Source organism: Arthrobacter sp. TE12232, assembly GCF_054062615.1.
In genome coordinates, this window is the sequence record NZ_JBSSFK010000001.1 from 156,541 (window position 1) to 178,747 (window position 22,207).

The 22,207-nt window shown below is 67.4% G+C and carries 23 protein-coding genes; 12 read left to right on the forward strand and 11 right to left on the reverse strand.

The window, feature by feature from the left end; all coding sequences use genetic code 11:
- Window positions 1–147 precede the first annotated feature (147 nt).
- The gene (locus ACVWZ7_RS00680; RefSeq protein ID WP_456506573.1) at window positions 148–753 is read left to right on the forward strand and encodes an HtaA domain-containing protein; all 606 of its coding nucleotides are present in this window, start codon (window positions 148–150) and stop codon (window positions 751–753) included.
- Window positions 754–790: 37 nt separating this feature from the next.
- Here ACVWZ7_RS00680 and ACVWZ7_RS00685 read toward each other — a convergent pair whose 3' ends face one another.
- Entirely contained in the window at window positions 791–1,540 is a 750-nt protein-coding gene (locus tag ACVWZ7_RS00685; RefSeq protein WP_344367798.1) for an ABC transporter permease, read from the reverse strand.
- A 161-nt stretch (window positions 1,541–1,701) separates the two neighbouring features.
- On the opposite strand from ACVWZ7_RS00685, the gene ACVWZ7_RS00690 reads away from it, so the two are divergent.
- Complete coding sequence (locus ACVWZ7_RS00690) at window positions 1,702–3,615, forward strand: amylosucrase (RefSeq protein WP_456506574.1); 1,914 nt, start codon at window positions 1,702–1,704, stop codon at window positions 3,613–3,615.
- Between the two features lie 268 nt (window positions 3,616–3,883).
- Window positions 3,884–5,377 (forward strand): sensor histidine kinase, encoded by a 1,494-nt coding sequence (locus tag ACVWZ7_RS00695; RefSeq protein ID WP_456506575.1) that lies wholly within the window; start codon window positions 3,884–3,886, stop codon window positions 5,375–5,377.
- Here ACVWZ7_RS00695 and ACVWZ7_RS00700 read toward each other — a convergent pair.
- A complete protein-coding gene (locus tag ACVWZ7_RS00700; RefSeq protein WP_456506576.1) occupies window positions 5,322–6,035 on the reverse strand; it encodes a response regulator transcription factor in 714 nt (237 codons plus the stop codon). The genes ACVWZ7_RS00695 and ACVWZ7_RS00700 overlap by 56 nt on opposite strands.
- A gap of 114 nt (window positions 6,036–6,149) precedes the next feature.
- Window positions 6,150–6,395 (reverse strand): hypothetical protein, encoded by a 246-nt coding sequence (locus ACVWZ7_RS00705; RefSeq protein WP_116765793.1) that lies wholly within the window; start codon window positions 6,393–6,395, stop codon window positions 6,150–6,152.
- Window positions 6,396–6,679: 284 nt separating this feature from the next.
- On the opposite strand from ACVWZ7_RS00705, the gene ACVWZ7_RS00710 reads away from it, so the two are divergent.
- Both ACVWZ7_RS00710 and ACVWZ7_RS00715 read left to right on the forward strand, forming a co-directional pair.
- Window positions 6,680–6,982, forward strand: coding sequence for a DUF4193 domain-containing protein (locus ACVWZ7_RS00710; RefSeq protein WP_091248015.1), 303 nt, complete (start codon window positions 6,680–6,682; stop codon window positions 6,980–6,982).
- A gap of 169 nt (window positions 6,983–7,151) precedes the next feature.
- The gene (locus ACVWZ7_RS00715; protein ID WP_456506577.1) at window positions 7,152–9,470 is read left to right on the forward strand and encodes a putative bifunctional diguanylate cyclase/phosphodiesterase; all 2,319 of its coding nucleotides are present in this window, start codon (window positions 7,152–7,154) and stop codon (window positions 9,468–9,470) included.
- 13 nt (window positions 9,471–9,483) lie between these two features.
- On the opposite strand, the gene ACVWZ7_RS00720 is transcribed toward ACVWZ7_RS00715, so the two are convergent.
- Window positions 9,484–10,431: a cation diffusion facilitator family transporter gene (locus ACVWZ7_RS00720; RefSeq protein ID WP_456506578.1), complete on the reverse strand. Its 948-nt coding sequence runs from the start codon at window positions 10,429–10,431 to the stop codon at window positions 9,484–9,486.
- Window positions 10,432–10,678: 247 nt separating this feature from the next.
- Between ACVWZ7_RS00720 and ACVWZ7_RS00725 the strand changes: the two genes are divergently transcribed.
- The 3 genes from ACVWZ7_RS00725 to ACVWZ7_RS00735 all read left to right on the forward strand — a co-directional run bounded on the left by ACVWZ7_RS00725 (window position 10,679) and on the right by ACVWZ7_RS00735 (window position 12,574).
- Complete coding sequence (locus ACVWZ7_RS00725) at window positions 10,679–11,077, forward strand: cupredoxin domain-containing protein (RefSeq protein ID WP_456506579.1); 399 nt, start codon at window positions 10,679–10,681, stop codon at window positions 11,075–11,077.
- A 47-nt stretch (window positions 11,078–11,124) separates the two neighbouring features.
- Entirely contained in the window at window positions 11,125–11,550 is a 426-nt protein-coding gene (locus ACVWZ7_RS00730) for a hypothetical protein (protein ID WP_456506580.1), read from the forward strand.
- Window positions 11,551–11,794: 244 nt separating this feature from the next.
- Window positions 11,795–12,574, forward strand: a complete 780-nt coding sequence (locus ACVWZ7_RS00735) for a CDP-alcohol phosphatidyltransferase family protein (protein ID WP_456506581.1) — start codon at window positions 11,795–11,797, stop codon at window positions 12,572–12,574.
- On the opposite strand, the gene ACVWZ7_RS00740 is transcribed toward ACVWZ7_RS00735, so the two are convergent.
- Both ACVWZ7_RS00740 and ACVWZ7_RS00745 read right to left on the reverse strand, forming a co-directional pair.
- Window positions 12,539–14,086, reverse strand: a complete 1,548-nt coding sequence (locus ACVWZ7_RS00740) for an FAD-dependent oxidoreductase (RefSeq protein WP_456506582.1) — start codon at window positions 14,084–14,086, stop codon at window positions 12,539–12,541. The genes ACVWZ7_RS00735 and ACVWZ7_RS00740 overlap by 36 nt on opposite strands.
- A gap of 61 nt (window positions 14,087–14,147) precedes the next feature.
- Window positions 14,148–15,578 (reverse strand): DUF2252 domain-containing protein, encoded by a 1,431-nt coding sequence (locus tag ACVWZ7_RS00745; protein ID WP_344367808.1) that lies wholly within the window; start codon window positions 15,576–15,578, stop codon window positions 14,148–14,150.
- Between the two features lie 323 nt (window positions 15,579–15,901).
- Between ACVWZ7_RS00745 and ACVWZ7_RS00750 the strand changes: the two genes are divergently transcribed.
- Both ACVWZ7_RS00750 and ACVWZ7_RS00755 read left to right on the forward strand, forming a co-directional pair.
- Window positions 15,902–16,243 (forward strand): carboxymuconolactone decarboxylase family protein, encoded by a 342-nt coding sequence (locus ACVWZ7_RS00750; protein WP_091248033.1) that lies wholly within the window; start codon window positions 15,902–15,904, stop codon window positions 16,241–16,243.
- A 189-nt stretch (window positions 16,244–16,432) separates the two neighbouring features.
- The gene (locus tag ACVWZ7_RS00755; RefSeq protein WP_456506583.1) at window positions 16,433–17,011 is read left to right on the forward strand and encodes a TMEM175 family protein; all 579 of its coding nucleotides are present in this window, start codon (window positions 16,433–16,435) and stop codon (window positions 17,009–17,011) included.
- Window positions 17,012–17,054: 43 nt separating this feature from the next.
- Here ACVWZ7_RS00755 and ACVWZ7_RS00760 read toward each other — a convergent pair whose 3' ends face one another.
- From ACVWZ7_RS00760 to ACVWZ7_RS00770, 3 genes are all read right to left on the reverse strand, one after another.
- On the reverse strand, window positions 17,055–17,402 hold the full coding sequence (locus ACVWZ7_RS00760) for a GNAT family N-acetyltransferase (protein ID WP_116765801.1): 348 nt from the start codon (window positions 17,400–17,402) through the stop codon (window positions 17,055–17,057).
- A 50-nt stretch (window positions 17,403–17,452) separates the two neighbouring features.
- Window positions 17,453–18,478: a pirin family protein gene (locus tag ACVWZ7_RS00765; RefSeq protein ID WP_456506584.1), complete on the reverse strand. Its 1,026-nt coding sequence runs from the start codon at window positions 18,476–18,478 to the stop codon at window positions 17,453–17,455.
- A gap of 124 nt (window positions 18,479–18,602) precedes the next feature.
- Window positions 18,603–19,886 carry a cyclopropane-fatty-acyl-phospholipid synthase family protein gene (locus tag ACVWZ7_RS00770; RefSeq protein ID WP_344367812.1) on the reverse strand — a complete coding sequence of 428 codons (1,284 nt, stop codon included), beginning with the start codon at window positions 19,884–19,886 and terminating at the stop codon, window positions 18,603–18,605.
- 192 nt (window positions 19,887–20,078) lie between these two features.
- Here ACVWZ7_RS00770 and ACVWZ7_RS00775 point away from each other — a divergent pair, with 192 nt between their 5' ends.
- Window positions 20,079–20,426 carry a hypothetical protein gene (locus tag ACVWZ7_RS00775; RefSeq protein ID WP_116765804.1) on the forward strand — a complete coding sequence of 116 codons (348 nt, stop codon included), beginning with the start codon at window positions 20,079–20,081 and terminating at the stop codon, window positions 20,424–20,426.
- Between the two features lie 146 nt (window positions 20,427–20,572).
- Window positions 20,573–20,938, forward strand: a complete 366-nt coding sequence (locus ACVWZ7_RS00780; protein WP_456506585.1) for a hypothetical protein — start codon at window positions 20,573–20,575, stop codon at window positions 20,936–20,938.
- Here ACVWZ7_RS00780 and ACVWZ7_RS00785 read toward each other — a convergent pair.
- Window positions 20,928–21,065, reverse strand: coding sequence for a hypothetical protein (locus tag ACVWZ7_RS00785; protein WP_202615773.1), 138 nt, complete (start codon window positions 21,063–21,065; stop codon window positions 20,928–20,930). The genes ACVWZ7_RS00780 and ACVWZ7_RS00785 overlap by 11 nt on opposite strands.
- Before the next feature lie 113 nt (window positions 21,066–21,178).
- Window positions 21,179–22,201 carry a non-homologous end-joining DNA ligase gene (ligD, locus tag ACVWZ7_RS00790; RefSeq protein ID WP_456506586.1) on the reverse strand — a complete coding sequence of 341 codons (1,023 nt, stop codon included), beginning with the start codon at window positions 22,199–22,201 and terminating at the stop codon, window positions 21,179–21,181.
- Between the last annotated feature and the right edge of the window lie 6 nt (window positions 22,202–22,207).

The window sequence follows — 22,207 nt, forward strand, 5'->3', positions numbered from 1 at the left end:
GATCCGAACGCCCCGGGTCCGGACGCTTCAGGTCCGGGCACCCTGCTCACGGCTGCGGCCATTGTGCACCTCCTGCTCACCGGTACTCATCCAAGTCAACCACCGCGGCCCGGGGAGTAGTCCTGAGGTGGCTACGCCGTCAGAGAAATGCGGCGAATCCGGGCCCGTTGGCGGTGCAACAGTTCAGCCGGGCGCCGATCCACGGCTAGGCTCGGACGTAGATCCGCCCGACAGCCCAGGAGAACCTACGTGATACCAGCGTCCGCTTCCCCCGCTTCGCTGCCCTTGCCGGGTCTGACCTGGGGCATCAAGCGCAGCTTTATGGATTACATCTCGGGGCTCCCTGACGGAGCCGTTTCCGCGGCGGACGGCGCCACCGTGACCGCGTCCGGAGAGTTCTGTTTCGCACCGGACGGCGCCGAGTACGATCCCGCCAGCGGCACGGGTGTGCTGCGGTTCCGCGGCGACGTCCGCGTCGCCGGCCACCACGGGATGATGTTTGTCCGGCTGCTGGATCCCTGGGTCGAATCCGCGGCCGGGCACGGGGTCCTTTCCATCAGCACCGGCGACGGCGGCGGGCAGGAGCGCACCGATGTCGGTACCCTGCGCACCGCTGCGCCCCGCAACATGGAGGGATTTCTGGTCTGGGAGCGCGTCGACGTCGCCATCTCCCAGTCGGGCTCGGAACTGTTCGACGGCCAGTACGCCGACGGCCAGGCCATGGACCCGCTGGTCATCCGGGTGCCGGCCTAACCACAACGCCCCTGCGCGGGCTTCAGCGGGGCATGCTTCAGCGGGGCCGGGCGGGCCGCACCCTCACAGGCGCAAGGACACGGATGAGGGCGACGGCGGTAATGGACCCTGCGGCCATGATCGAGGCGAGCACGACGATCTGGAAGCGGCCCGCTTCCAAGGGTGACAGTCCCCCGAAGATCGCGCCGACGAAAGCCCCCGGGAGCGTGACCAGGCCGGTCGTCTTCGTCTGGTCGGTCGATGGGATGAGTGCCGAATAGACCGCACGCCGGGCCAGTTCCAGCGTCGATTGGCGCCGCGTCGCGCCCAACGCCAGCCAGGCTTCGACTTCATCCCAGCGCTCGTTCACTGCCTCGGCGAAATGCCGGCCCGCCAGTGTGGCAATCGTCATCGCGTTGCCGATCACGATCCCTCCGATGGCCAGGGCATACCGGGGCGTGAAGGCGATCGCGCCCGTGCCGAAATCGATTGCCAGGGTCACCAGGATGCCGGCGGCCATCGCGCCGCCGACGACGCCCAGCCGGCTCCAGGACCAGCCGAGGCGCCGTGCGGCCGTCACCGCTGCCACCGTAAACATCACGAGAAGCGCAGCGCCGACCCACACGGGACTGGTGATGATTCCACCGAGTATCAGGCTGATGACGGCCAGCTGAGCGGCTCCACGGAGGATGGCCAGCGCGGGCGCGGCGCTGTGCGGGATCCGGGCAGCCGCCAGCAGCCCGACAGTGACCACCATCAGGAGCCCGACGCACAGCAACGTCGGCAGGAGGGCGGCGGGCTCGGTCATCTGGCCAGCCTATAGACCCAGCCCGTGGCGGCCACCTCCGCAGGGGTCGCACGAGCGTGCCGAAACACGGCCCCTGTGCTTGGGCACCGGTCCGTCCGTCTGCAAGGATGTGACATGTCGTGGCGCCGCCGAGGGCCGCAGTTCGTCGAAGGAGACCCTCCATGGTTGAACCGGCCGTTTTGGATCACGAGGCGCGCCAGCATGTGCTCAGCGTCCTGGCCTCGGACCCGGGAGTCGCCTGGGAGGACCCGGACCGGGCCGTCTTCGAAGAACGCTTCGACCGCCATTTCCCGGTACTGCTCCGGCTCTTCCAGGATCTCTACGGCGCACGGCCCGATTGGCTGGACCAGCTCACGGAGCTCGTGCTGCAGTCCGCCCGGTCGTGGGCCGGGAGGCCGGCCGATCTCAAGGCCCTCGACGCTGAACGAGAGCACAACAGCGGCTGGTTCCAGGCCAACACCATGCTCGGCGGCGTCTGCTATGTCGACCGGTACGCCGAGGACCTGGAGGGCGTCCGCGCCCGGATCCCCTACTTCAAGGAACTCGGCCTCACCTATCTGCACCTCATGCCGCTGTTCCTGGCACCCGAACCACATTCCGACGGCGGCTACGCCGTCTCCAGTTACCGGCAGGTCAACCCCAAGCTGGGCACCATGCAGCAGCTGCGCGACCTCGCCGCCGAGCTGCGGGCCAACGGCATCAGCCTGGTGGTCGATTTCATCTTCAACCACACCTCCGACGAACACGAATGGGCCCGGAAAGCGGCCGAAGGTGAGGCGGGGTACAGCGACTTCTACTGGATCTACCCGGACCGGACAATGCCGGACGCGTTTGAGCAGAACGTGCGCGAAATCTTCCCGGACGACCACCCCGGATCTTTCATTGAAATGCCGGACGGGCGCTGGGTCTGGGCCACTTTCCACACGTTCCAATGGGATCTGAACTACGCCAACCCGGCCGTCTTCCGGGCCATGGCCGGTGAGATGCTCTTCCTGGCCAACCAGGGCGTGGATATACTCCGGATGGACGCCGTCGCCTTCATTTGGAAGCAGCTCGGCACGCCCTGCGAGAACCTGCCGGAAGCCCACACGCTGCTTCAGGCGTTCAATGCCGTGTGCCGGCTGGCCGCGCCGTCATTGCTGTTCAAATCCGAGGCGATCGTCCACCCCGATGAGGTGGCACGGTACATCGACCCCGCCGAGTGCCAACTCTCCTACAATCCCCTCCAGATGGCGCTGATCTGGGAGTCGCTGGCCACCCGCGACGTGTCGCTGCTTTCGCAGGCTCTGGACCGGCGGCACAACCTCCCGGCCGGCACGTCCTGGGTGAACTATGTCCGCAGCCACGACGACATCGGCTGGACGTTCGCGGATGAAGACGCAGCTGAACTCGGCATCAACGGCTTCGACCACCGGCGCTTCCTCAATGCCTTCTACGTCAACCGCTTTCCCGGAAGCTTCGCCCGCGGTGTGCCGTTCCAGGACAACCCCCGCACCGGCGACTGCCGGATTTCCGGCACGACGGCGTCCCTGTGCGGGCTTGAGGACGGAACAGTGGCTGCGGTCGAGCGGATCCTGCTGGCCCATTCGGTAGCTTTCAGCACCGGCGGGATCCCGCTGCTCTATCTCGGCGACGAGGTCGGCCAGCTCAATGACTACCAGTATGACCTCGAGGCAGGGCATGGAGCGGACAGCCGGTGGGTGCACCGGCCGCACTACCCGGCTGCGGACTACGCGCTGCGCGCGGACCCGGAAACTCCGGCCGGGGCGGTCTACGCGGGGCTGCGCCGGATGGTTTCCGCGCGGTCCGCGACGCCGGAACTCGCCGGCACCCGGCTGATCGGGTTCGCCACGAACAATCCGGGCGTCCTGGGGTACCAGCGCCCCGGAGCCGAAACACTGATTCTGGTGCTGGCCAACTTCAGCGACGGGCCGCAGGAGGTGTCAGCGGTGACGCTGTCCGGCTTCACGGGGGACGCCGTCGACGTCCTGACCGGCGCCAAGGTGCGCATCGACACCGGAATCGTCCTGGACCCGCGGCAATTTGTCTGGCTCCGCGTGGCTGCCAGGTCGTGAGGTCCCCGCCCGCCACACATCGCTTCGCGGGTGCGACCGGTCCGGCGGGCCGCCGGCGGCGGCGCTCGTAGAAGAAACCTGGCCGGCCGCACGCTGGTTGAGGAGAGCATGCGGCCGGAATCTATGGAGGTGGCTGGTGTCCCGGGTCCTGTTCTTACTGTCCCCCATGCTGCTGAGAAGAAGCTGAGAGCGGCGCCTTGCGCGGCAATGTGGCCGGATCGCTTGTCCCCTGGTTGTCCGGAGCCGCACGGTGCCGCATTCTTGGACCATGGCACCGAGCAAGCAGGCCCCGCGCGGCACCCCCGAACCGGACGCGAGCCGTCGGGGCGCGACACGCTGGGGCGTACGAAAGCGATCGACGGCGGCCGCCGTCGGCGTTGTGGCCTTGGCACTTTTGCTCGGCGGCCTCGTCCTGCTGGTGTTGCTAAACACATCCCTGAGCAGGGCCACCGAGGCCACAGCACGGCAGAAGGCGATGGACGTGATCGCCGAAATGGCGGATCAAGACATCGAGGACGCCAGGACCTACATCGTGGGTACCTCACATGCGGGCCAGTTCGTCCAGTTGCTTGACGCTGCCGGGATCGTCGTGGCCGCCTCGGACCCCGTGGTCGCCAGTATCCCGCTGTCTGCCCAGCGGCCCGGACCGGGCCAGATCATGATCCAGGACGTCCCGGGCCTGCCCCGCATTGACGACAACGACAACTACCATATCGTCACCGTCGGTGCGGGTTCCGGTTCCGAGAAGTACGCGGTGGTCGTGGCCCAGGCGTCACAGATTCAGGCGGACACGATCTCGACGGTGGCGTGGTTCATGCTGGGAGCCACGCCGGTGCTGCTGCTCACCGTGGCATCATCCGTGTGGCTGCTGGTGGGTCGCTCCCTTCGCCAGGTGGAACGGATCCGGGGTCAGGTGGCGCGTATCAATGCAGGGCGGCTGGACGGGCGTGTCGATGTGCCGCCGACCAACGATGAAGTCCGGGCCCTGGCATTGACCATGAACTCGATGCTGGACCGGCTGGAAGCTTCGGACACTGAACAGCGCCGGTTTGTCTCGGACGCCAGCCACGAACTGCGCAGCCCGTTGGCCACGCTCAAAGCGGGAATCGAGATCGCGGCGGCAGACCCCACCGGGGCGATGTGGCTGCACATGAAAGATGTCCTCGCCGAAGAGACGAACCGCATGAGCTTCCTCGTGGAGGACCTGCTGACGCTGGCTAAAGCAAGTGACGGCGGCCTGAAAGTGGAACAAAAGGACGTGGACCTTGACGACGTCGTGGACCAGGAGATCCGCCGGCTGCGATCGACCAGCCGCCACCAGGTTTCAGTGGACCTCGTCCCGGCACGGATCCGCGGCGACGGCCGCCGGCTGGCCCAGGTGCTGCGGAACGTCTTGGACAACGCCGATCGCCATGCCCTGTCCCGGATCGCCGTGGACCTGCACACCACCGGAGACCGGGCGGTCATCACGGTAGAGAACGACGGCGACCCCATTCCCGAGGCTGACCGGGACCGGATCTTCGAACGCTTTGTCCGGCTCGACGGCAGCCGCTCCCGGGACGGCGGGGGCAGCGGGCTGGGATTGGCCATCGCGGCGGAGATTGTGGCCGCCCATCACGGGACCATCCGTCCCGCCGACGCACCGCCGGGGCTCTGCCGTTTTGAGATTGCCCTTCCCAGCCCGGAACCTGCCGGGGAGTCAGCCCTCAGTCTCCGCGACTCCGGATGGCAGGAGACGACTCAGGGGTCGGGTCGGCTTTGAGCAGATAGCCCATGCCGCGCACGGTGGCCAGTGTGTGGAGATCGAAGGGGGCATCGATCTTGCGCCGGAGGTAGCTGACGTAGACCTCCACAACGTTGTCCGCGCCCTCGAACGCCGGGTCCCAGACGTTTTGCAGGATCTCCACCTTGGAGACGATCTGGCCGTGCCGTCGCATCAGGTACTGGAGGAGCCCGTACTCCCTGGCCGTGAGGCTGATGACGGTTTCCCCTCGGCGGACGCTGCGGTTAACAGGATCAAGCGTCAGCGTGCCCACCGTCATGACGACGGGCCGGGCCGGCGCTCCGCGGCGGATCAGCGCCCTGATCCGGGCCACCAGAACCAGGAAGCTGAATGGCTTCGTGAGATAGTCGTCCGCTCCCAGGTCAAAGGCATCGGTCTGGTCGTATTCGCCATCCTTGGCCGTGAGCATCAGGACGGGAGCCCAGACTTTGCGCTGCCGCAGTTCTTTGAGGACGTCATAGCCGTTCATCCGCGGCAGCATGAGGTCCAGGAGGATCGCATCGTACGGATTCTCGAGCGCTGCCAGGAGTCCGGAGACGCCGTCATGGGCGACGTCGACGACGAACCCTTCGTTCTTCAGCCCGCGGCGGACCGTTTCCGCAAGTGCGCGCTCATCCTCAACCATCAGAATCCGCAATCCAGGACCCCTCTCTTTGAGAGAAGTATGGACCTTCGCGGGCTGGTCTGGGTGGAGAATCCTGCGTGTCCCGGCGCACGGCCTGGGCACGCGCGCGATACGAGCCGTCGCCCGCTAAGCCGGCCGGGCCGGCCCGAACAGCCAACCTGACACGTCGCTGCGCAGAATCACGTGCGGGCCTCCGGTGGAACTGACGCTCCCGTTGGGGACGTAGTAGCCGCGCCCGGCCCCGGGACCGCCTGCCGCGCGATCGAGGGCATCGGTAAGGCGTCGGGTCAGGTGCCCGTTGGGACCGAGGGACCGCAATTCGTCGAGTTCGTCCGGCGTGAGCCGTCCAAGCACTGCAGCGATGTCGGCCATGGTAAATCCCTCCCGGCGGATGAAGCGGATGGTGCCCGTGCTGGATGGTCCCTAAGGATTCAGGCTAGGGCACGCAAATGAACGGCACATGACGCCAGTGTGACCAGTAGCGAACGAAGTGGAAGGGCCGCGGGGCAGGCTGCTTCCGCCGGGTGTCACGAGCGTCACTGCCGCGACTCCCCCTGTCCCCAGCATTCACCCGGTGTAATGCTGTACCGTTCAATCCCGGAGATCCGTCAGAGGCTCCCGATCACACACCCAGCAACGGAAATGAGTACCACCAGGTGGCAACCGATTATGACGAAGTACGCTCCGACGTTGCGGAATCTCGTAACGCTTCCCTCGAGGCTCTCCGTTCGGCGAACGCGCCCGATGCGCGGAGCGTCGTCCGCGAGCTCGACGAGGCCGATACCTCCGAGGGCGTAGAGCTCCCGGGTGCGGACTTGTCCGGCGAGGAGCTGACCGTCACGGTCATCCCGCAGAAAGAGGATGAGTTCACCTGCTATTCCTGTTTCCTCGTCCGGCACCGGTCCCAGCTCGCCAAGGAGAAGGACGGGCACGCGTACTGCGCGGACTGCCTCAGCTAACCCCCGGCGAGACGGCGCGTGACCGTGACGGTCGTCCTCCCACTGCACTTCTGTCACACGCTTCACAATAGTGTCAGGAAGCAGCCGGACATGACCCGTCGGGGCGCCTTCGGCTACGCTCCTGATTGACGATGCGGCGAGTGCCGGCACGTGGCCGGAGGCTGACCCCATGAGTGACTCCAACAGCAAGTTGGCGGACCCAACTGTTGCGTCGCCGTCGAACGCCGCTGCCACCACGCCGGGGCCTTCCGGCGGCGCTGCCGTGGCCGCCGCGGGACGCACCGGCCGTCGAAGGCGCCGCCGTCGGCCTGCCCGCACCGGGAGCCTGAAGCGTGAATGGTCCCGGGCGTTCATGCTGATGCTGCTGGCCCTGCTCGCCGGGGCCGCGGCAACCGTGGTGGGCGTGCGTGTTGTCACGGATCAGATCCAGCGGGCCGCCGCCCAGCACCGCGTCGAGTCCGAAGCGATCGCCGAGTTGCGGACCGATCTTGACGCCCACGAACAAGCCGGCCTGCAACTGTTGTCCTCGGCGCCCGTAGATACCTCGGCCTTCCTGCAGCAGCAAGAAGATATCTCCGCCCGGTTCGATGCGGCCTCGGTGATGCTGCCGGACGAACACGGCATGCGGTCCACACTCCGCGAGGCTCGCGCTTCGTGGCAGGAGGGACTGTCGGCGCACGGTCTCTGGGGCACCCAGGTGTCCGTCCTGCACGGCAACCACGTGGCTGAGGTCCCGGCATTCGCCGCCTCCGGGACCACGGCGCGCGCGCTGCTGGCCGACATCCGTCGCGCCTCCCTGGACGCGCTCGACGACGGCGTCGCCTATGGCGCCCAGCTCCAGCAGATGGTGGTGGCCGGCCGGACGGCTCTCTTTGCGCTGGCCGCCGTCGGCGTGTTCTACTTCCGACGCCGGATGACCAAATACCTGATGCGCCCCATCGAGGGGTTGTACCAGGGGGTCCTGAAGCTGCAGGCCGGCGACTACAGCCACAGGATCACCGTTGTCCGCAATGACGAGCTGGGCCAGTTGGCGGAGGCCTTCAATTCCATGGCCGCCACGGTGCACGACAGCCACTTGGAACTGACTTTCCGGGCCACGCATGATCCCCTCACGGGACTGGCCAACCGGGCGGTCGTCACCGAACGCCTCGCTGCCGCGTTTGGCCCGGACATCAACAATGCGGACTCCAAGAATGCGGACGCCCGGAACGTTCACACCGACAATGCACGCACCGGGCATGGGGGCCGGCACGAGGGCCTGTTGATCATCGACGTCGACGACTTCAAGGATGTCAACGACTCACTCGGCCATGAAGGCGGCGACGCGCTGCTCATTCAGCTCGCCCAACGGTTGCGGAGCTGCGTCCGCGGTCATGACCTCGTCGCCCGGCTGGGCGGCGATGAATTCGCGATCGTCGTCCTGGACGACGCCGGCACGGCCACGGACGACGTCGCCGGACGGATCCAGGATGCCCTGCGGGAGCCGTTCTCGATCGACGAGGTCAGGCTCAAGGTAACGGTCAGCATGGGAGCCGCGCAGCGTACCGCCGCAACAGCGGATCCGGCCGAGCTGATGCGGCAGGCAGACTTCGCCATGTACATGGCCAAGCATGGCGGCAAGGGCCGCTACCAGCTCTTCGATGCACGGGGCTACGACGAAATGACCTACCGCGCCGCCCTCCGGGCCGATCTCGCCACTGCCGTGCAGGCCGGGCAGCTGCGCCTCGATTACCAGCCGGTGGTTGATCTCCGGACCGGCGGGATTGTCGGCGTGGAGGCCCTGGTCCGCTGGGAACACCCGACCCTCGGCCGGCTGTCCCCTGCGGACTTTATCCCCCTGGCGGAGGAAACCGGCGAGATCGGCCCCATCGGCTCCTGGGTGCTCGACACGGCCACCCGGCATGTCGCCGGCTGGCGCCGCTCCCCGGGCACTCCCGCAGACATCTGGGTCTCGGTGAACCTCTCCACGCTGCAGTTGTCCAGCGACAGGAACCTCGCGGCCCTCGAGCGGATACTGTCCCAGCCCGCCGCCCAGGCCGACAAGGTCATCCTCGAGGTCACCGAATCCGCCCTGGCCACGAGCGTCGATGGCGGGGTGGGCGCCCTCAACCGGCTCAAGAGCTTCGGCGTGCGCATCGCCATCGACGACTTCGGAACCGGGTTCTCGTCGCTGAGCACCCTGGCGGTCCTGCCGGCGGACATCCTCAAGATCGACCGTTCATTCCTCTCCGGACTGCCCGGGGACGCTCCGGCGGCGGCGATGCTTGAGGGCATTCTGGAAGTGGCCCGGAAGCTGAACCTGGCCGTCATCGCCGAAGGCATCGAAGACACCGGGCAGCTCGGTCTCCTGCGCTCGCTCGGCTGCGACATGGGACAGGGCTTCCTCTTGGCCAGTCCCAGCCCGTCCCCTGTGCTTGAGGCACTGCTGACCTCGGGGTCGCCTCTGCAGCCACCGGCCGGCGCGGCAGCATCGGCGGCAGATTTCTAGCGCAGCCCTATCCTTAACCGGCGGGAAAGACCAGCGACGGTTCGTCCGCGGTAGCGAGTGTCAGAACCGCTTCCTCGACTGTTTCGTGGTCCTCGAGTTCGCGTTCAACCCGGCGCAGGGCCACGGCAACATCGTGTTCCCGCTGGTCCCCCTGCATGTCCACTGCCGCCACAACGTAGAGCTTGCGCGGGCCAACGAACTCGAGGTGCAGGTAGGTGATGCGCTCGATCTCCGGGTGTGCAAGGAGCCGCCGGGCCATGCTGTCCTCAATATCGCTGGTCACTGCCTGGCCCACGAGGAAGCGCCGGTTGCGGTCGATGAGCACGACGGCGACTGCCGCCAGCAGGATGCCCACCAGAATGGACCCCACGGCATCCGGCACCGCAGACCCGGTGACCTGGTGCAGGAACATCCCGGCGAAGGCGATGAGCAGGCCGACCAGCGCGGCCGAGTCCTCGGCAAAGACGGCACGCAGGGTGGGATCGGAGCTCTTCAGGACCTGTTCCAGGGTATTCCGGTCCAGCTCGCGCGCGGCCTTCCGGCTCTGCCGGAACGCCTGGGTGAAGGACACGCCCTCGAGGACAAAGGCGACCGCCAGGACCGCGTAGGCGATCGCGTATTCGCCGGCCGGCTCCGGCGTGAAGAGCTGCTGGATGCCGTGCATCACCGACACGACGGCCCCGGCCGTAAACAGGCCGAAAGCGGCGATCATGGACCACACGTAGGCCTCGCGGCCGTAGCCCATGGGGTGAGACCTGTCCCTCTTCCTTGCGGCCTTCCGCTCTGCGATGAGCAGGAAGACCTGGTTGCCGGTGTCGGCCCAGGAGTGGGCTGCCTCGGCGGTCATGGACGCTGAACCGGAGATGAGCGCGGCCGCGGTCTTGGCTGCGGCAACAAGGATGTTCACGGCAAAGGCAATGAGCACCGTCAACGAAACCGGCCCGGACTTCTTACGCTTCACGCGATCGTGCCTCCTGCGACGGTTGGAATGCATGCAGTCCCTACGCTATCCCGCCGGCCGGACCCCGGGCAGCATGCCGCGGAGCAGCACGCCGCGGGCGGTGGCGGCCCGGGCTCTCCGGCGGCGGTGGCCCGGGTCCATTCGGCAACAATTCAACCGGGCAGGTTCCATTCAGGCCCGGCAGGCGCACAATGAATTCCATACGTAGATTCGCTCATTTCCCATAATCCATTCGGGGTGGTGCGCCATGAAGGCTGGCCGGAAGCTGTCGTCGCTGTGGGTGGTTCTGATCCTGGTCGGAACCGGCGGGTGCGCGGGCGGAGGCGGCATGCCGGCAACGACGTCGTCGCCCGCTTCCGGTTCCGGCACCGGAGCCAGTCCGACGGCGGCCACCGCCGCCGGCACCATCACGATCAAGGACTTCGCCTTCGGCGACCCGCTCACCGTGGCGCCCGGCGCGACAGTCGCCATCACCAATATGGATACCGCTGCGCACACAGTCACGGCCGACGAGGGCACAGCGTTCGATACGGAGGTCAAAGGCGGCGGCGGCACCGCCACCTTCACCGCTCCGACGAAGCCCGGGTCCTACCCCTATCACTGCACTTTCCATCCGGGCATGCACGGGGTGTTGATCGTCAAATGAGCGCCCAAAGCCACCCCGGGCAGTCTGTGGGCGTCCACCGAACCGGCATGACGTTGCGTATCCTCACGGCCGGTGCCTTGTTCATCGACGCCGGCGTCCACATCCACCTGGCCCCGGGCTACCAGGCGGGAAACTCCGCGGGGATCGGCCAGGGCAACCTCTTCCTGCTGGAATCGGCCGCGGCCGTCCTGGCCGGGCTGTTCGTCCTCCTGCGCGGCAGCCGGGCCGCCTACGCCGTCGCGTTCGTCGTTTCGCTCAGTGCCTTCATCGCCGTGGTCCTGTACCGCTACGTGGACATTCCTGCCTTTGGTCCCTTCCCGGCTATGTACGATCCCGTCTGGTTTTTTGAGAAGACGGTGAGCGCGGTGGCCGAAGCCGCCGGAGCCGTCCTGGCTGCCGTCGGCTTCGCCCGGGCCGGGCGCCGGACACCCCGGCGGCCTGCCCGGTCCTCCGCCCGAACAGCGCGGGAGTAGGCGGCCGGACGTTCAGGGTTCGACACAGAGGCGCGGAATCGCGGTCCAGCGAGGTCCGGGAGCGGGCCGACCAATGCCGCCCGCGCGGGGCAACCGGAGAGCCGCCCCCGCAATTGCTAGCATGTGGGCGGGGTGGTTCAGTCTGAAATCATGTGAACAGGACGCGGCACACAAGGGCACGAAGCGCGAGGGAACAACGTCTCACCATGAGCGGCAGCCAGCAGGCACCAGCGCCCGCCGGGCCGTGGCCGATGCCGCAGTTGCCGTCGCAGCCTATCTGGTCGCCGGGATCTGGCTTGGCACCGTGCTCGTGGCTGAGCCTGCTTTCTGGTGGCTGGCGCTGGTGGCCGGTGCCGCGGTGATCGTGCGGGCCGCCGGCTCCGTCCTGCGCCGCGTGCCGCGGTTTTCGACCCCCGCGGACCGGGTCACCCTCGGCCGGGCCGCCGTCGTGGCCTGCTGTGCCGCGGTGACGGCGTGGGACCTGTTCACAGGACCCGGGGCCCACGGACTGATCCTCGTGCTGGGGACGGCAGCGTTTCTGCTTGATGCCGCGGACGGACGCGTGGCCCGCCTGACAGGGTCCGCGACGGCCGAGGGCGCGCGGCTGGATTCGGATACCGACGCCGCGCTGGTTCTGGTGTTGTCGTGCGCGGCGGCGGGATCGTTTGGCCCGTGGCCGTTGGGCATCGGCCTGATGTACTACGTTTTCCTTGCCGCAGGATGGTTCCGACCGTCCCTGAAGGTCCCGCTGCCGTCCAGCACCCTTCGCAAGGTGATCGGGGCCATCCAACCCGCGGCGCTGCTTTTCGCCCTGCTGCCCGGCGTCCCTGTGTGGCTGGGCAGCGTGGCGCTGGGCGCGGCCCTGGGGCTGCTGCTGTATTCGTTCGGCCGGGACGTCGTGGGGCTTGAACGGCTCCGCCGCGCGGACACTGCCCGCGCGAACCCTGCCGCAGCCGCTGAACGGCGGCCGGGCCGGACGGCCGAGGAATCAGCCGGGAACGGGTCCAGCCGGACGGGATGGTGAAGGCCGCGCCGCGAGGTTCTCGGTCGCCGGTCCCTGGATAACCGTGCCGTCGGTCGCAAACCGGGAGCCGTGGCAGGGACAGTCCCACGTCGTGTCCTCGGCGTTGAACTCCACGGTGCAGCCCAGGTGCGTGCAGATGGCTGAGACGGCATGGAGCTTTCCGGATTCGGCGGCATAGACAGCAATCGCCCCGCCGTCGACGTCGACAACGGTCCCTTCGCCCGGGCGCAGCCCGGCGACGCCGGTCTGTCCCCTGGGTTCCGGTTTCCCGGGGTCTGCCGGCAGAACTGCTGCCCCGCCGGCCGGCCCGGCGGTCCATGGAGGGCTGGCCGGAGCCGTCCGGTTGCTGTCGAACACCGCCGCCCAGGGGTTGTGACGGCCGGAGAGCGTGTCTGCCAGGATCAGTGCTCCGGCAGTGCCGTTGGTCAGGCCCCATTTGCGCAGCCCCGTGATCACATGAAGGTGACCGGCGTCCGGGGACATGCGTCCCACGTAGGGCAACCCGTCGACCGGCATGGAATCCTGCGTGGACCATCGAAAACTGACGTCTCCGGTGCCGAGGCGGTCACGGGAGAACGCTTCCAGGCGGCGGTACCGGGTGGGGGTGTCGCCAGGTTCGGCGGCACGGTGCCCCTCGCCGCCGGTGAGGACAAAAGACGCGCCGCCGACGTCGATCGCCAGGATAGAGCGCATCGGTTCGTCGACGCTGATGAAGGTCCCGTTCAAACGCTCCGGCGCCGCCGGGGCGGCAACGACGTAGGACCGGTGCAGGTAGCAGCGACCGGCAAACAGTCCGGCGTCGCCGATCGGAACATTGGTCGCAACGATGACCTCCCGAGCCCGGACTGTTCCCCGCGCGGTCTCGACGACGCCCGGCGCACCATCGCGCAGCGACGTGACGCGCGAGTCCTCGAAGACGTGGCTCCCGCCTCCCTCGACGGCGCGGGCGAGGCCTTGAAGGTACTTCACCGCGTGAAGCTGCGCCTGGTGATCGAACCGGACCCCGCCCCGGACAGCGAACGGCAGCGGCACCTCGGGGGTGAAGACCGAAGGAAGGCCCAGCCGTGCTGCCAGTTCGGCTTCGTCGCGGACGCGGGTGAGGGCGTCGTCGGATTCCGCGTAGGTGTAGTTGGACACCCTGCGGAAATCGCAGTCGATGCCTTCCTCCGCCACCACCCGCGCGATGTGTTCGATCGCGGCTTGGTTGGCCTGCCCGTAGGCGCGCGCGACATCCGGGCCGTGCCGGTCCGTGAGCTCGGTGTAGACCAGGCGGTGCAGCGAGGTGACCTTGCCGGTAGTGTGCCCTGTGACTCCGGTGCCGATGCGCGAGGCCTCGAGGACGGCGACGGTGTGCCCGGCCCCTTTGAGGGCCAGCGCCACAGTAAGGCCGGCGATCCCTGCCCCGACCACCGCCACGTCGGCATCCAGTTCCATGGTCAGGGACGGATAGCTGGTGGCACCGGCCGTGGCGACCCAGAGAGACACCTGTTGGCCTGCGGGTCGTTCACTCACGGCGCCGCCTTCCGGGGAGCATGATCTTGCCGTCCCGTTACTCGGACGACGCCCGCTCGGCCTAAAGGCCCTCGATCGATTCCAAACGGCCGGAATGTACGGCGTCGGCGAAGGCCTGGTAGTCCTGGTCGTTCTGGTCGGCGTATCGCTCGGAGAAGTCGGTGATCGAGACATCGAACTTGTCGCTCTTGCCGAGGTACGCGGCGATCGCGATCGGGTCCCCGGACCGGGCGTGTGCGCGCGCCAGCGTCCAGCCGCATACGTTGGCATAGAGCGTCATGCCCAGCGGTTTCATCGCTTCCACAACGGCCGAGCCCTTCATGTCGCGCAGTTGGCGCCAGTACAGGTACCGGTCTTCCTGTGCGCCCCGGGTCCACCCCAGGAAGATGTCGCTTGCGGCCTGCATCATCCGCTGCCCCTGCACCACACGCTCACCCGGCTGCTTGAACTTGCTCTTCGGCAAGTGGTCCTCGAGCACCGACCGCGTGGCCTCCTTGACCTGCAGGAACAGCGGATCCTGCTGATCGCGGCCCTGGAGCAGGGCGATGAACGCCCGGGTGCCGACGCTGCCGACGCCCACGACCTTGCGGGCGACGTCGATGACTTCAAAGCGTTCCAGCAGGTGCCGCCGGTCGTCCTGCAGCGAGGCCCGGTAGGACCGCAGCTGCTCACGGATCACGTGCTGAAGTTCATCGGCCGACACGCCGAGCGATTCACCGAGCTCCCGTGCGGGGATGACGATCGGCGGCTGGCTGACGATGCGATACTGCCCGTCCACGAGTTCGCCGAGCTTGGACAGTGCCTGCAGGCTGTCGCGGGTGCGCGCCTTCGCGACATTCGCCCGCGCCGTTTTCTCCATGCCTTGGGCCGCCTTCTTGAGGGCCTTCCCCTTCTGAGTGGCCACGGCCATGTCAATGGTTTCCAACAGTTGTTCCTCGGACAGGCGTGCGTACCAGATATCCAGGGTGCCCATCTGCGCGAATTGGGCCATCGCTTCCCGGTAGGCCCGAACGGCGGTGAGGGTCACGTCGTGCGTCTCCTCCTTGGTGAAGGCGTTGTTCCGCGCCGCGATGGTGAAACTCGCGGCCATGCGCTTGACGTCGTACTCAAACGGCCCGGGCAGCGTCTCATCAAAGTCATTCAGGTCAAACAGCAGTGTCCGCTCCGGGGAGGCGAACACGCCAAAGTTGGACAGGTGGGCGTCCCCGCACAGCTGGGAAACCAGGCCCGCGCGCGGGGTGTCCTTCAGGTCGGCGGCCATGATCTTGGCCGCACCGCGGTAGAACGTGAACGGCGAGACGAGCATCCGGCCGTGCCGCACCGGCACGAGGTCCTGTTCGCGGGTGAGGTTCTGTTCCTCCAGGAGCGCGACCGGGTCCGGTCGGTCCGGAGCAGGTGTCCAGCCCGTGTGGCTGGAGACGGGCGTGTCCTTTCGGTACCCCTTGCCGTTCGCAGCACGTTCCTCGACGCTCCGGTGCTTGACTTTGGCCATGGTCGGCGACCTCCCTTTGACGTCAGGAACCGCCACCGGCACTGGTTGCCGGGGCAAGTTCCTCCTGAGCGCACAAACGCGCCTCGGCTCAGGTTAATGCGATTCTGGCCCCGAAACGGCCCCTCGTCAACGCGCTGCCGAAGGTTCCGGCAGCGCATCCACAAAGCGCCGTCTCCTCCGGACCGGGTGGCGGACGGTCGCCTCATGCCCTTCGGGTGATGTCCTCCCCCGATGTCGCGCGTTAGGTTGATATCGAGTCGCAGCGGCCCGCACTGGCCGCGCCAATCGGCACTCAACCATTGCAACCAGATGGAGGCATCACCATGGCCGAAGAAGAAACCCCCGTCCTCAGCACCCTCGCCGATATCACCGCCGTATCGCTCGAACGCTCCACACTCGATCCGCGGGAGTTGATGCTGGCCCGGATCGCGGCCCTAGCGGCAGTCGACGCTCCGGCTGCTTCGTATCTGCTCAATGCCGGTACCGCTATGGAAGTCGGCATCACCCTGGAGGACGTCCAAGGCGTCCTGATTGCCGTCGCCCCCATCGTCGGGACGCCCCGCATTGTGGCGGCCTCCGGAAACCTCGCCAGTGCACTGGGCTTCGCCCTCGAAATGGCCGAGGCCGAACTCGAAGCAGAACTCGCGGAAGAACCCGAGGGCTAGGGTCACGTCGCAGGCGCCGTAGGGCTCAGCGCCGGGCGGCTGCTCGCGGAGCGTGGCCGGCGCTGGCCGGTTCCCGGTAGACTCCTCGCAGAAATGCGGACGCGCGGTCCCGGTGCCTGCGAAGCAGGGGTCACGACGTCGGCAGTCCCTCGCTGCATCGGCCACGATGCCCCGATCGAAGGCGGCCCCGTGAACAAGAACCGACTGGAGGCCTTCAGCGACGGCGTGCTTGCCATCGTGATCACCATCATGGTCCTGGAGCTGCACGTCCCGGCTGAACCCACGTGGCCGGCCCTGCTCCACGAGCTTCCTACGTTTCTCAGCTACGTGCTGAGCTTCGTGTATGTCGGAATCTATTGGAACAACCACCACCACATGCTGCATCTGGCCGGCAGGATCAACGGTGGCGTTCTCTGGGCCAACCTGCACCTGCTGTTCTGGCTGTCCCTCTTCCCTTTCACCACTCGCTGGATAAATGACGCGGGCCTGGCCCAGGTGCCCGTCCTGGTTTACGGGCTGAACCTGCTGCTCGCGGCGATTGCGTACTACATCCTGAAGCTGGCCCTGATCCGTCAGCAGGGCCGGGGCGGCGCGCTGGAGGAGGCCATGGGGCGGGACTGGAAGGGCAAGGGTTCTCCGGCCCTGTACATCGCGGGGATGGCCCTGACCTTTGTGACCCCGATCCTGGGGATCGCCACCTACGCGGCGGTCGCCGCACTCTGGCTCATCCCGGACCGGCGAGTGGAGCGGTTCCTCGCGCATGCGTGAGCGCCAGGCGCTTTAGCGGCAGGCACTGTGGCGTTCGCCGGGGTCACTGCCGGACGCGTTGGGCCAGCGCGGCGCTCAGGAATTCCAGATGTGCCGGAGTGGGGGCCACCACGTTGGCCGAATAGCCGGGGTGCTTTCCAAGGTACTTCTTGATGAACGGACACACCGGAACGATCACGAGGCCCGCGGCGATGGTCTCGTCGAGTGCCTGCGCGGCCAGCGTCCCGGCCAGCCCCTGGCCACCGTATTCTTCGCTGATCACCGTGTGATAGAAAATGCGCTGATCCGCCCCGACGTCGTCCACATAGGCCGCTTGGCCGATCACGGCGCCGGCGTCGAGTATTTCGAAGCGGCTGCGCTCGGCGTTGTTCCTCATGGTGATCGCGGCCAATATGGTCTCCTTCGTTGGGGGCAGCGGTTGGTCTTGCCGGCGAGCACGAGTCAGCCGCGCGGCCGGATGCGGGCATTCGGCAGGGCCGGGGCCGGGAGCGGCGCCGGCTCTCCCGGCGGGAATGAACCGAACCGCAACTCCGTGTCTCCCCCGCCGGACCCGTCTCCGGTGTCGGTATGGGCGCCGTCCTCCGCAGCGGACCCGGCACCGATCTCGGCCTGCCACTGGGTCCTGTAGGCGACAATCTCTTCGTGGCTGCGCCCGACGAAGTTCCACCACATGACAATCTTTTCGCCCAGCGGTGCTCCGCCGATCAGGAGGACGCGGGCTCCGTCGCTGCCCGCTGTCAGCGTCAGGGTCCCGTGACCGACCGGCAGGTATGCGAGGTTGTCTTTCGGGACGGGGTGCCCGTCCAGGCTGAAGCTGCCCGTGTCCAGTAGAAGGCCGTGTTCAAAGGAAGCATCCGTGTCGAGGGTCAGTTCCGCGCCCGCTTCGAGCACCAGCTCCGCACCGAGGAGGGGCGTGTGAGTAGTGACAGGCGAGACGGACCCGCCGAGCGAACCCAAGAAGACACGAAGTGTCCAGCCAGTTCCGCTAACGGGTTCCGGGCGATAGTGCTCGAACGTGGGGGCCATGTGGCGGGCCGAGTCCGGCAGCGCCACCCACAGCTGCGCGCCGTGCAGGACGGTTGTGTCCGGGGTGGAAAATTCAGAGTGGCTGATGCCGCGGCCGGCGGTCATGAGGTTCACTTCACCCGGCCGCACGGCTGCGTGGAAGCCGGCAGAGTCCCGGTGTTCAATCTCCCCGGTGAAAAGCCAGCTGACGGTCTGCAGCCCGGTGTGCGGGTGGCGCGGGACCTTCATGCCGCCGGAGTCACCTACCCGGTCCGGACCGTAGTGGTCCAGGAAGCACCAGGCACCGATGAGGCTCCGCTGGCGCTGCGGGAGAGTGCGCCGGACGTCCATGGCACGCGGGCCGCCCAGCGGGACCTGCCGCGGAACCAGCAGTTCGACGCCGGCGCAGTTCGCGTCCGTTTCGCAGACAATTTCCTGAGGCGCCACTTCGGTATTGCTCATGATGTCAGCCTAGCCTCGCGCGGGCTGCGGGTCAGCCACCGGGACGCCGCCGCGTCCCGGCCGTGGCCGGACTGTGGCCGGGCCTCCTCGCTGCGCCGCCTCGTGAGTTCGCCGCGACGTGGCATCAGATCCATGCCGTGCGGCGCAACGGCGGTTCCTCGCCGCCCGGGCGCTGGACCAGGACCTGGTTCACGCCCGTGATGCCCGCCTCGAAGCCGAGGGCACTCGCTGCCATGTAGAGCCGCCACACCCGCGCACGTCCCACGCCTGCGAGTCGGACTGCCTCGTCCCAGTGCTCCTCAAGGTTCCGCACCCAGGCCCGGAGCGTCAGGGCGTAGTGCCGCCGCAGGGCCTCGACGTCAAGCACCTCCAGGCCCGCGGTTTCAAGTGCCGCGACCATGTCGGTGAGGCTGAGCATCTCGCCGTCCGGGAAGACGTAGCGGGGAATGAAGGAGTCGGGGTCCGGCGCGGTCGCTCCGGCGTTCCAAGAGATCGCGTGGTTAAGCAATCGGCCTCCGGGACGGAGCAGATCCTGCAGCCGGGAAGCGTAATGCCCGATCTGCTCGCGTCCCACGTGCTCCGACATGCCGATGGAGCTGATCGCGTCGTACGGACCGTCGTCGACGTCGCGGTAGTCCTGGACACGAATGTCCACCCGGTCCGTCAGGCCGGCGTCCGCCGCCCGTTTGCGGGCCAGGGCTGCCTGTTCGACCGAAAGCGTCACCCCGACGACGTCGACCCCATAATGTTGCGCCGCGTGCAGCGCGAAGCTGCCCCAGCCGCACCCCACATCCAGCACGCGCATGCCGGGCTTGAGACCCAACTTGCGGCAGACCAGGTCGAGTTTAGCGGCCTGGGCTGCGTCAAGCCCGGTCTCCTTCGATTCCCAGACCGCACAGGAGTAGGCCATGGACGGTCCCAGGACGAGCGCGTAGAAGTCGTTCCCGACGTCGTAATGGTGGGAGATGGCCGCGGCGTCACGGCCCTTGGAATGACGCCGGCCGTACCGGCCCACGCGGGCTTCCTCCGGGGGCGGCGCCGGGTTCGGTCCGAGTGCGCCGAGCCGGACGGCAGTCCTGATCAGCGCGTAGACTTCGGCGGGAGTCGGCGGCCGGAACGGTCCTGGCTCGGCAAATTTCCCGGCCGAGCTGAGGGCCGCGAAGGCCGCGAAGATATCACCGGGTGCGTCGATTTCGCCGGCCACGTAGGCGCGGCTGAGTCCTAGCTGCCCGGGTGACCAGAGCATCCGGCGCAGTGCCCGCCGGGAGCGGAAGACAACAACCGGAGCGTCCTCCGGGCCCGCTTCCGTGCCGTCCCAGGCCCGCAGCCTTAGGGGAATCCCGTCGGTGCCAAGGACGATTGCCAATGCGTCGGCGAGCCGTGATGCCGCAGTGGTGGATTTTTTCATGTCCAGTGCCTCGATTCCGGTGCCTCGATGTCCACGGTTGGGCAGTGCCCCCGCCTGCTCCAATCTAAGGGCAAGCCACCGCCCGGAACCAGAGCTAGGGCCCGATTACTTCCCGCCGCATTGCGTCCCGCCGCAGGTGGCGGGGCCGGGCGGCTATGGCGCTCCACGCGGCCGTTGCCTATCGTGTGTCCTATGTCTGAGTCCTTTTCGTCCCTCGTGGACGCGTTCAAGAATGTGGGAGTGTCCAGGGCGTACGGCCCCGCCGCGACTGTCGCCGGGGAAGAGCTCATCCCCGTAGCACTGGTGTCGTTCGGCTTCGGCGGCGGCAGCGCCCCGGAAGACGGCCAGCCCGGGAGCGGCGGAAGTGGCGGCGGCGGTGGGGGTTTTGTGCTCCCGCTGGGCGTTTATGCCAAGGGTCCCTCCGGCCGCGTGATGTTCCGGCCCAACACCGTGGTGGCGCTTGTAGCGCTGGCTCCGCTCGTGTGCGCCGTCGGCGTTACGATCCGTGGCATTCTTCGGACTGTCCGCCCCCGCGGTTAGCGCCGCGGCCTGACGAGTGCTTCTCCCGGCGGCCGGCCCAAGGATTCCCCAAGCAGGGCACGGCATCGTGTGCTTTGTGGCGGCCCGAGTCCCGGGTAGCTCAATGAACGTGCCTCTGTACGTGCGTCGGATGGAAATGGTCGGCGATGAAGCATCTCAGAACTGCGTGTGCGGCATCCATGGGCGGGGTGCTTCTTCTGGCAGGCTGCGCCGCCCCCGCGGCCGCACCGGGACCAACGACCACAGTCACGGCTACTCCCCCGCCGACGGTGGTGATCTTCGATCCGCAGACCAGCGGCAAGATCCTGGCGGAGAGGATCACGGCCCGCGCCAAGCCCAAGGATCCTGCGGTGACGATCTCCGCGGTGGAATGCAAGAACTTTCCGGACATCAAAGTGAACACGCATACGGACTGCCAGATGGTGGTCAACGGGGTCAAGCGCGGGTACCGGGCCACGTTTACCGAGCGTGACGGTCACTACGAGATCAAGGCGCAGGAACTCACGTGGTAGGCGGCGTGGAGTAGGACATGGCGGGGTCCTGGTCGTCGTCGGACTCGACCCATGCCGCGAAATCCTTCAGCGACATGAAGCAGTAATAGTCGCAATACCGCAGGTTCTTTTTCTCCGACTTGCTCATGCCGGTAATTCGCTACGGCGGCCGGACCGGATGGGATGGCAACGGAGGCGGCCCCGATTCCGGAGTCAACGCGGTCGCGCTGAGAGAAACCAATCCATCGAACTGCCGCTGGGTCAGCCCTTGGTGCGCGCCCGGCTGGGCTGCACCCGTTGCGGCTCCCCGGGCATCTTCGGAAAGTCCGGCGGGAACGGCAGTTCGCCCAGCCCTGCCGCGAGGTCACGCTCCCACCACTCCAGGAGGAGGTCGACGGCGCCGGCGCTCGAATGCATGTCGGCCCACGGATCACCGGCAATCTTGAGCCGTTCCGGCACGGTAACGATGGTGAGGGTTTTCGGATCAGCGTCGTCGAGTTCTTCCCAGCGGATCGGACATGACACCGTCGCCTGCGGGAGGGCCCGCGGGCTATAAGCTCCAGCCATGGTGCGGTCGCGGTTGGCCTGGTTGAAGTCCACGAAGATGCGGGCGCCGCGTTCTTCCTTCCACCACGCGGTGGTGACCTGCTCCGGCATGCGCCGCTCAAGTTCGCGCGCTGCCGCGATAACTGCATGGCGCACGTCCAGGAACTCCCGGGTGGGTTCGATCGGGGCAAAGACGTGGATCCCCCGGCTTCCCGAGGTCTTGATAAACGCCTCAAGCCCGGCCGCGGCCAGCACACGCCGCAGCTCCCGTGCGACCGGCACAGCCTCGGCGAACCCGGTACCGGGCTGCGGGTCGAGATCGATCCGGAGCTCGTCCGGATTGTCCGGATTGTCGGCCCGGGAGGCCCAGGGGTGGAACACGACCGTATTCATCTGCACCGCCCATACAGCGGCGGCGATTTCGTCGATGACCAGTTGGGGATGCGAACGCCCGCTGGGATAGACGACGTCGACCGAACGGACAAATTCCGGGGCGCCCTTGGGCGGGTTCTTGGAGAAGAACTGTTCGCCGTCCACCGTGTCCTTGAACCGTTGGAGCGTCACCGGCCGGCCGCCGTTAGCCGCCAGGAAGGCGTCCCCGACGTCGACCAGGTAGCGGGCCAGGTCCAGTTTGGTGAGTCCCGGCCCGGGCCAGAGGACCCTGCCCGGGCTCGACACCCTCATCTCCCGGTCGCCGTGCGGACCGCTGACAGTAAGGTGGGCTTCTTCCCTGGCCATGGGGAC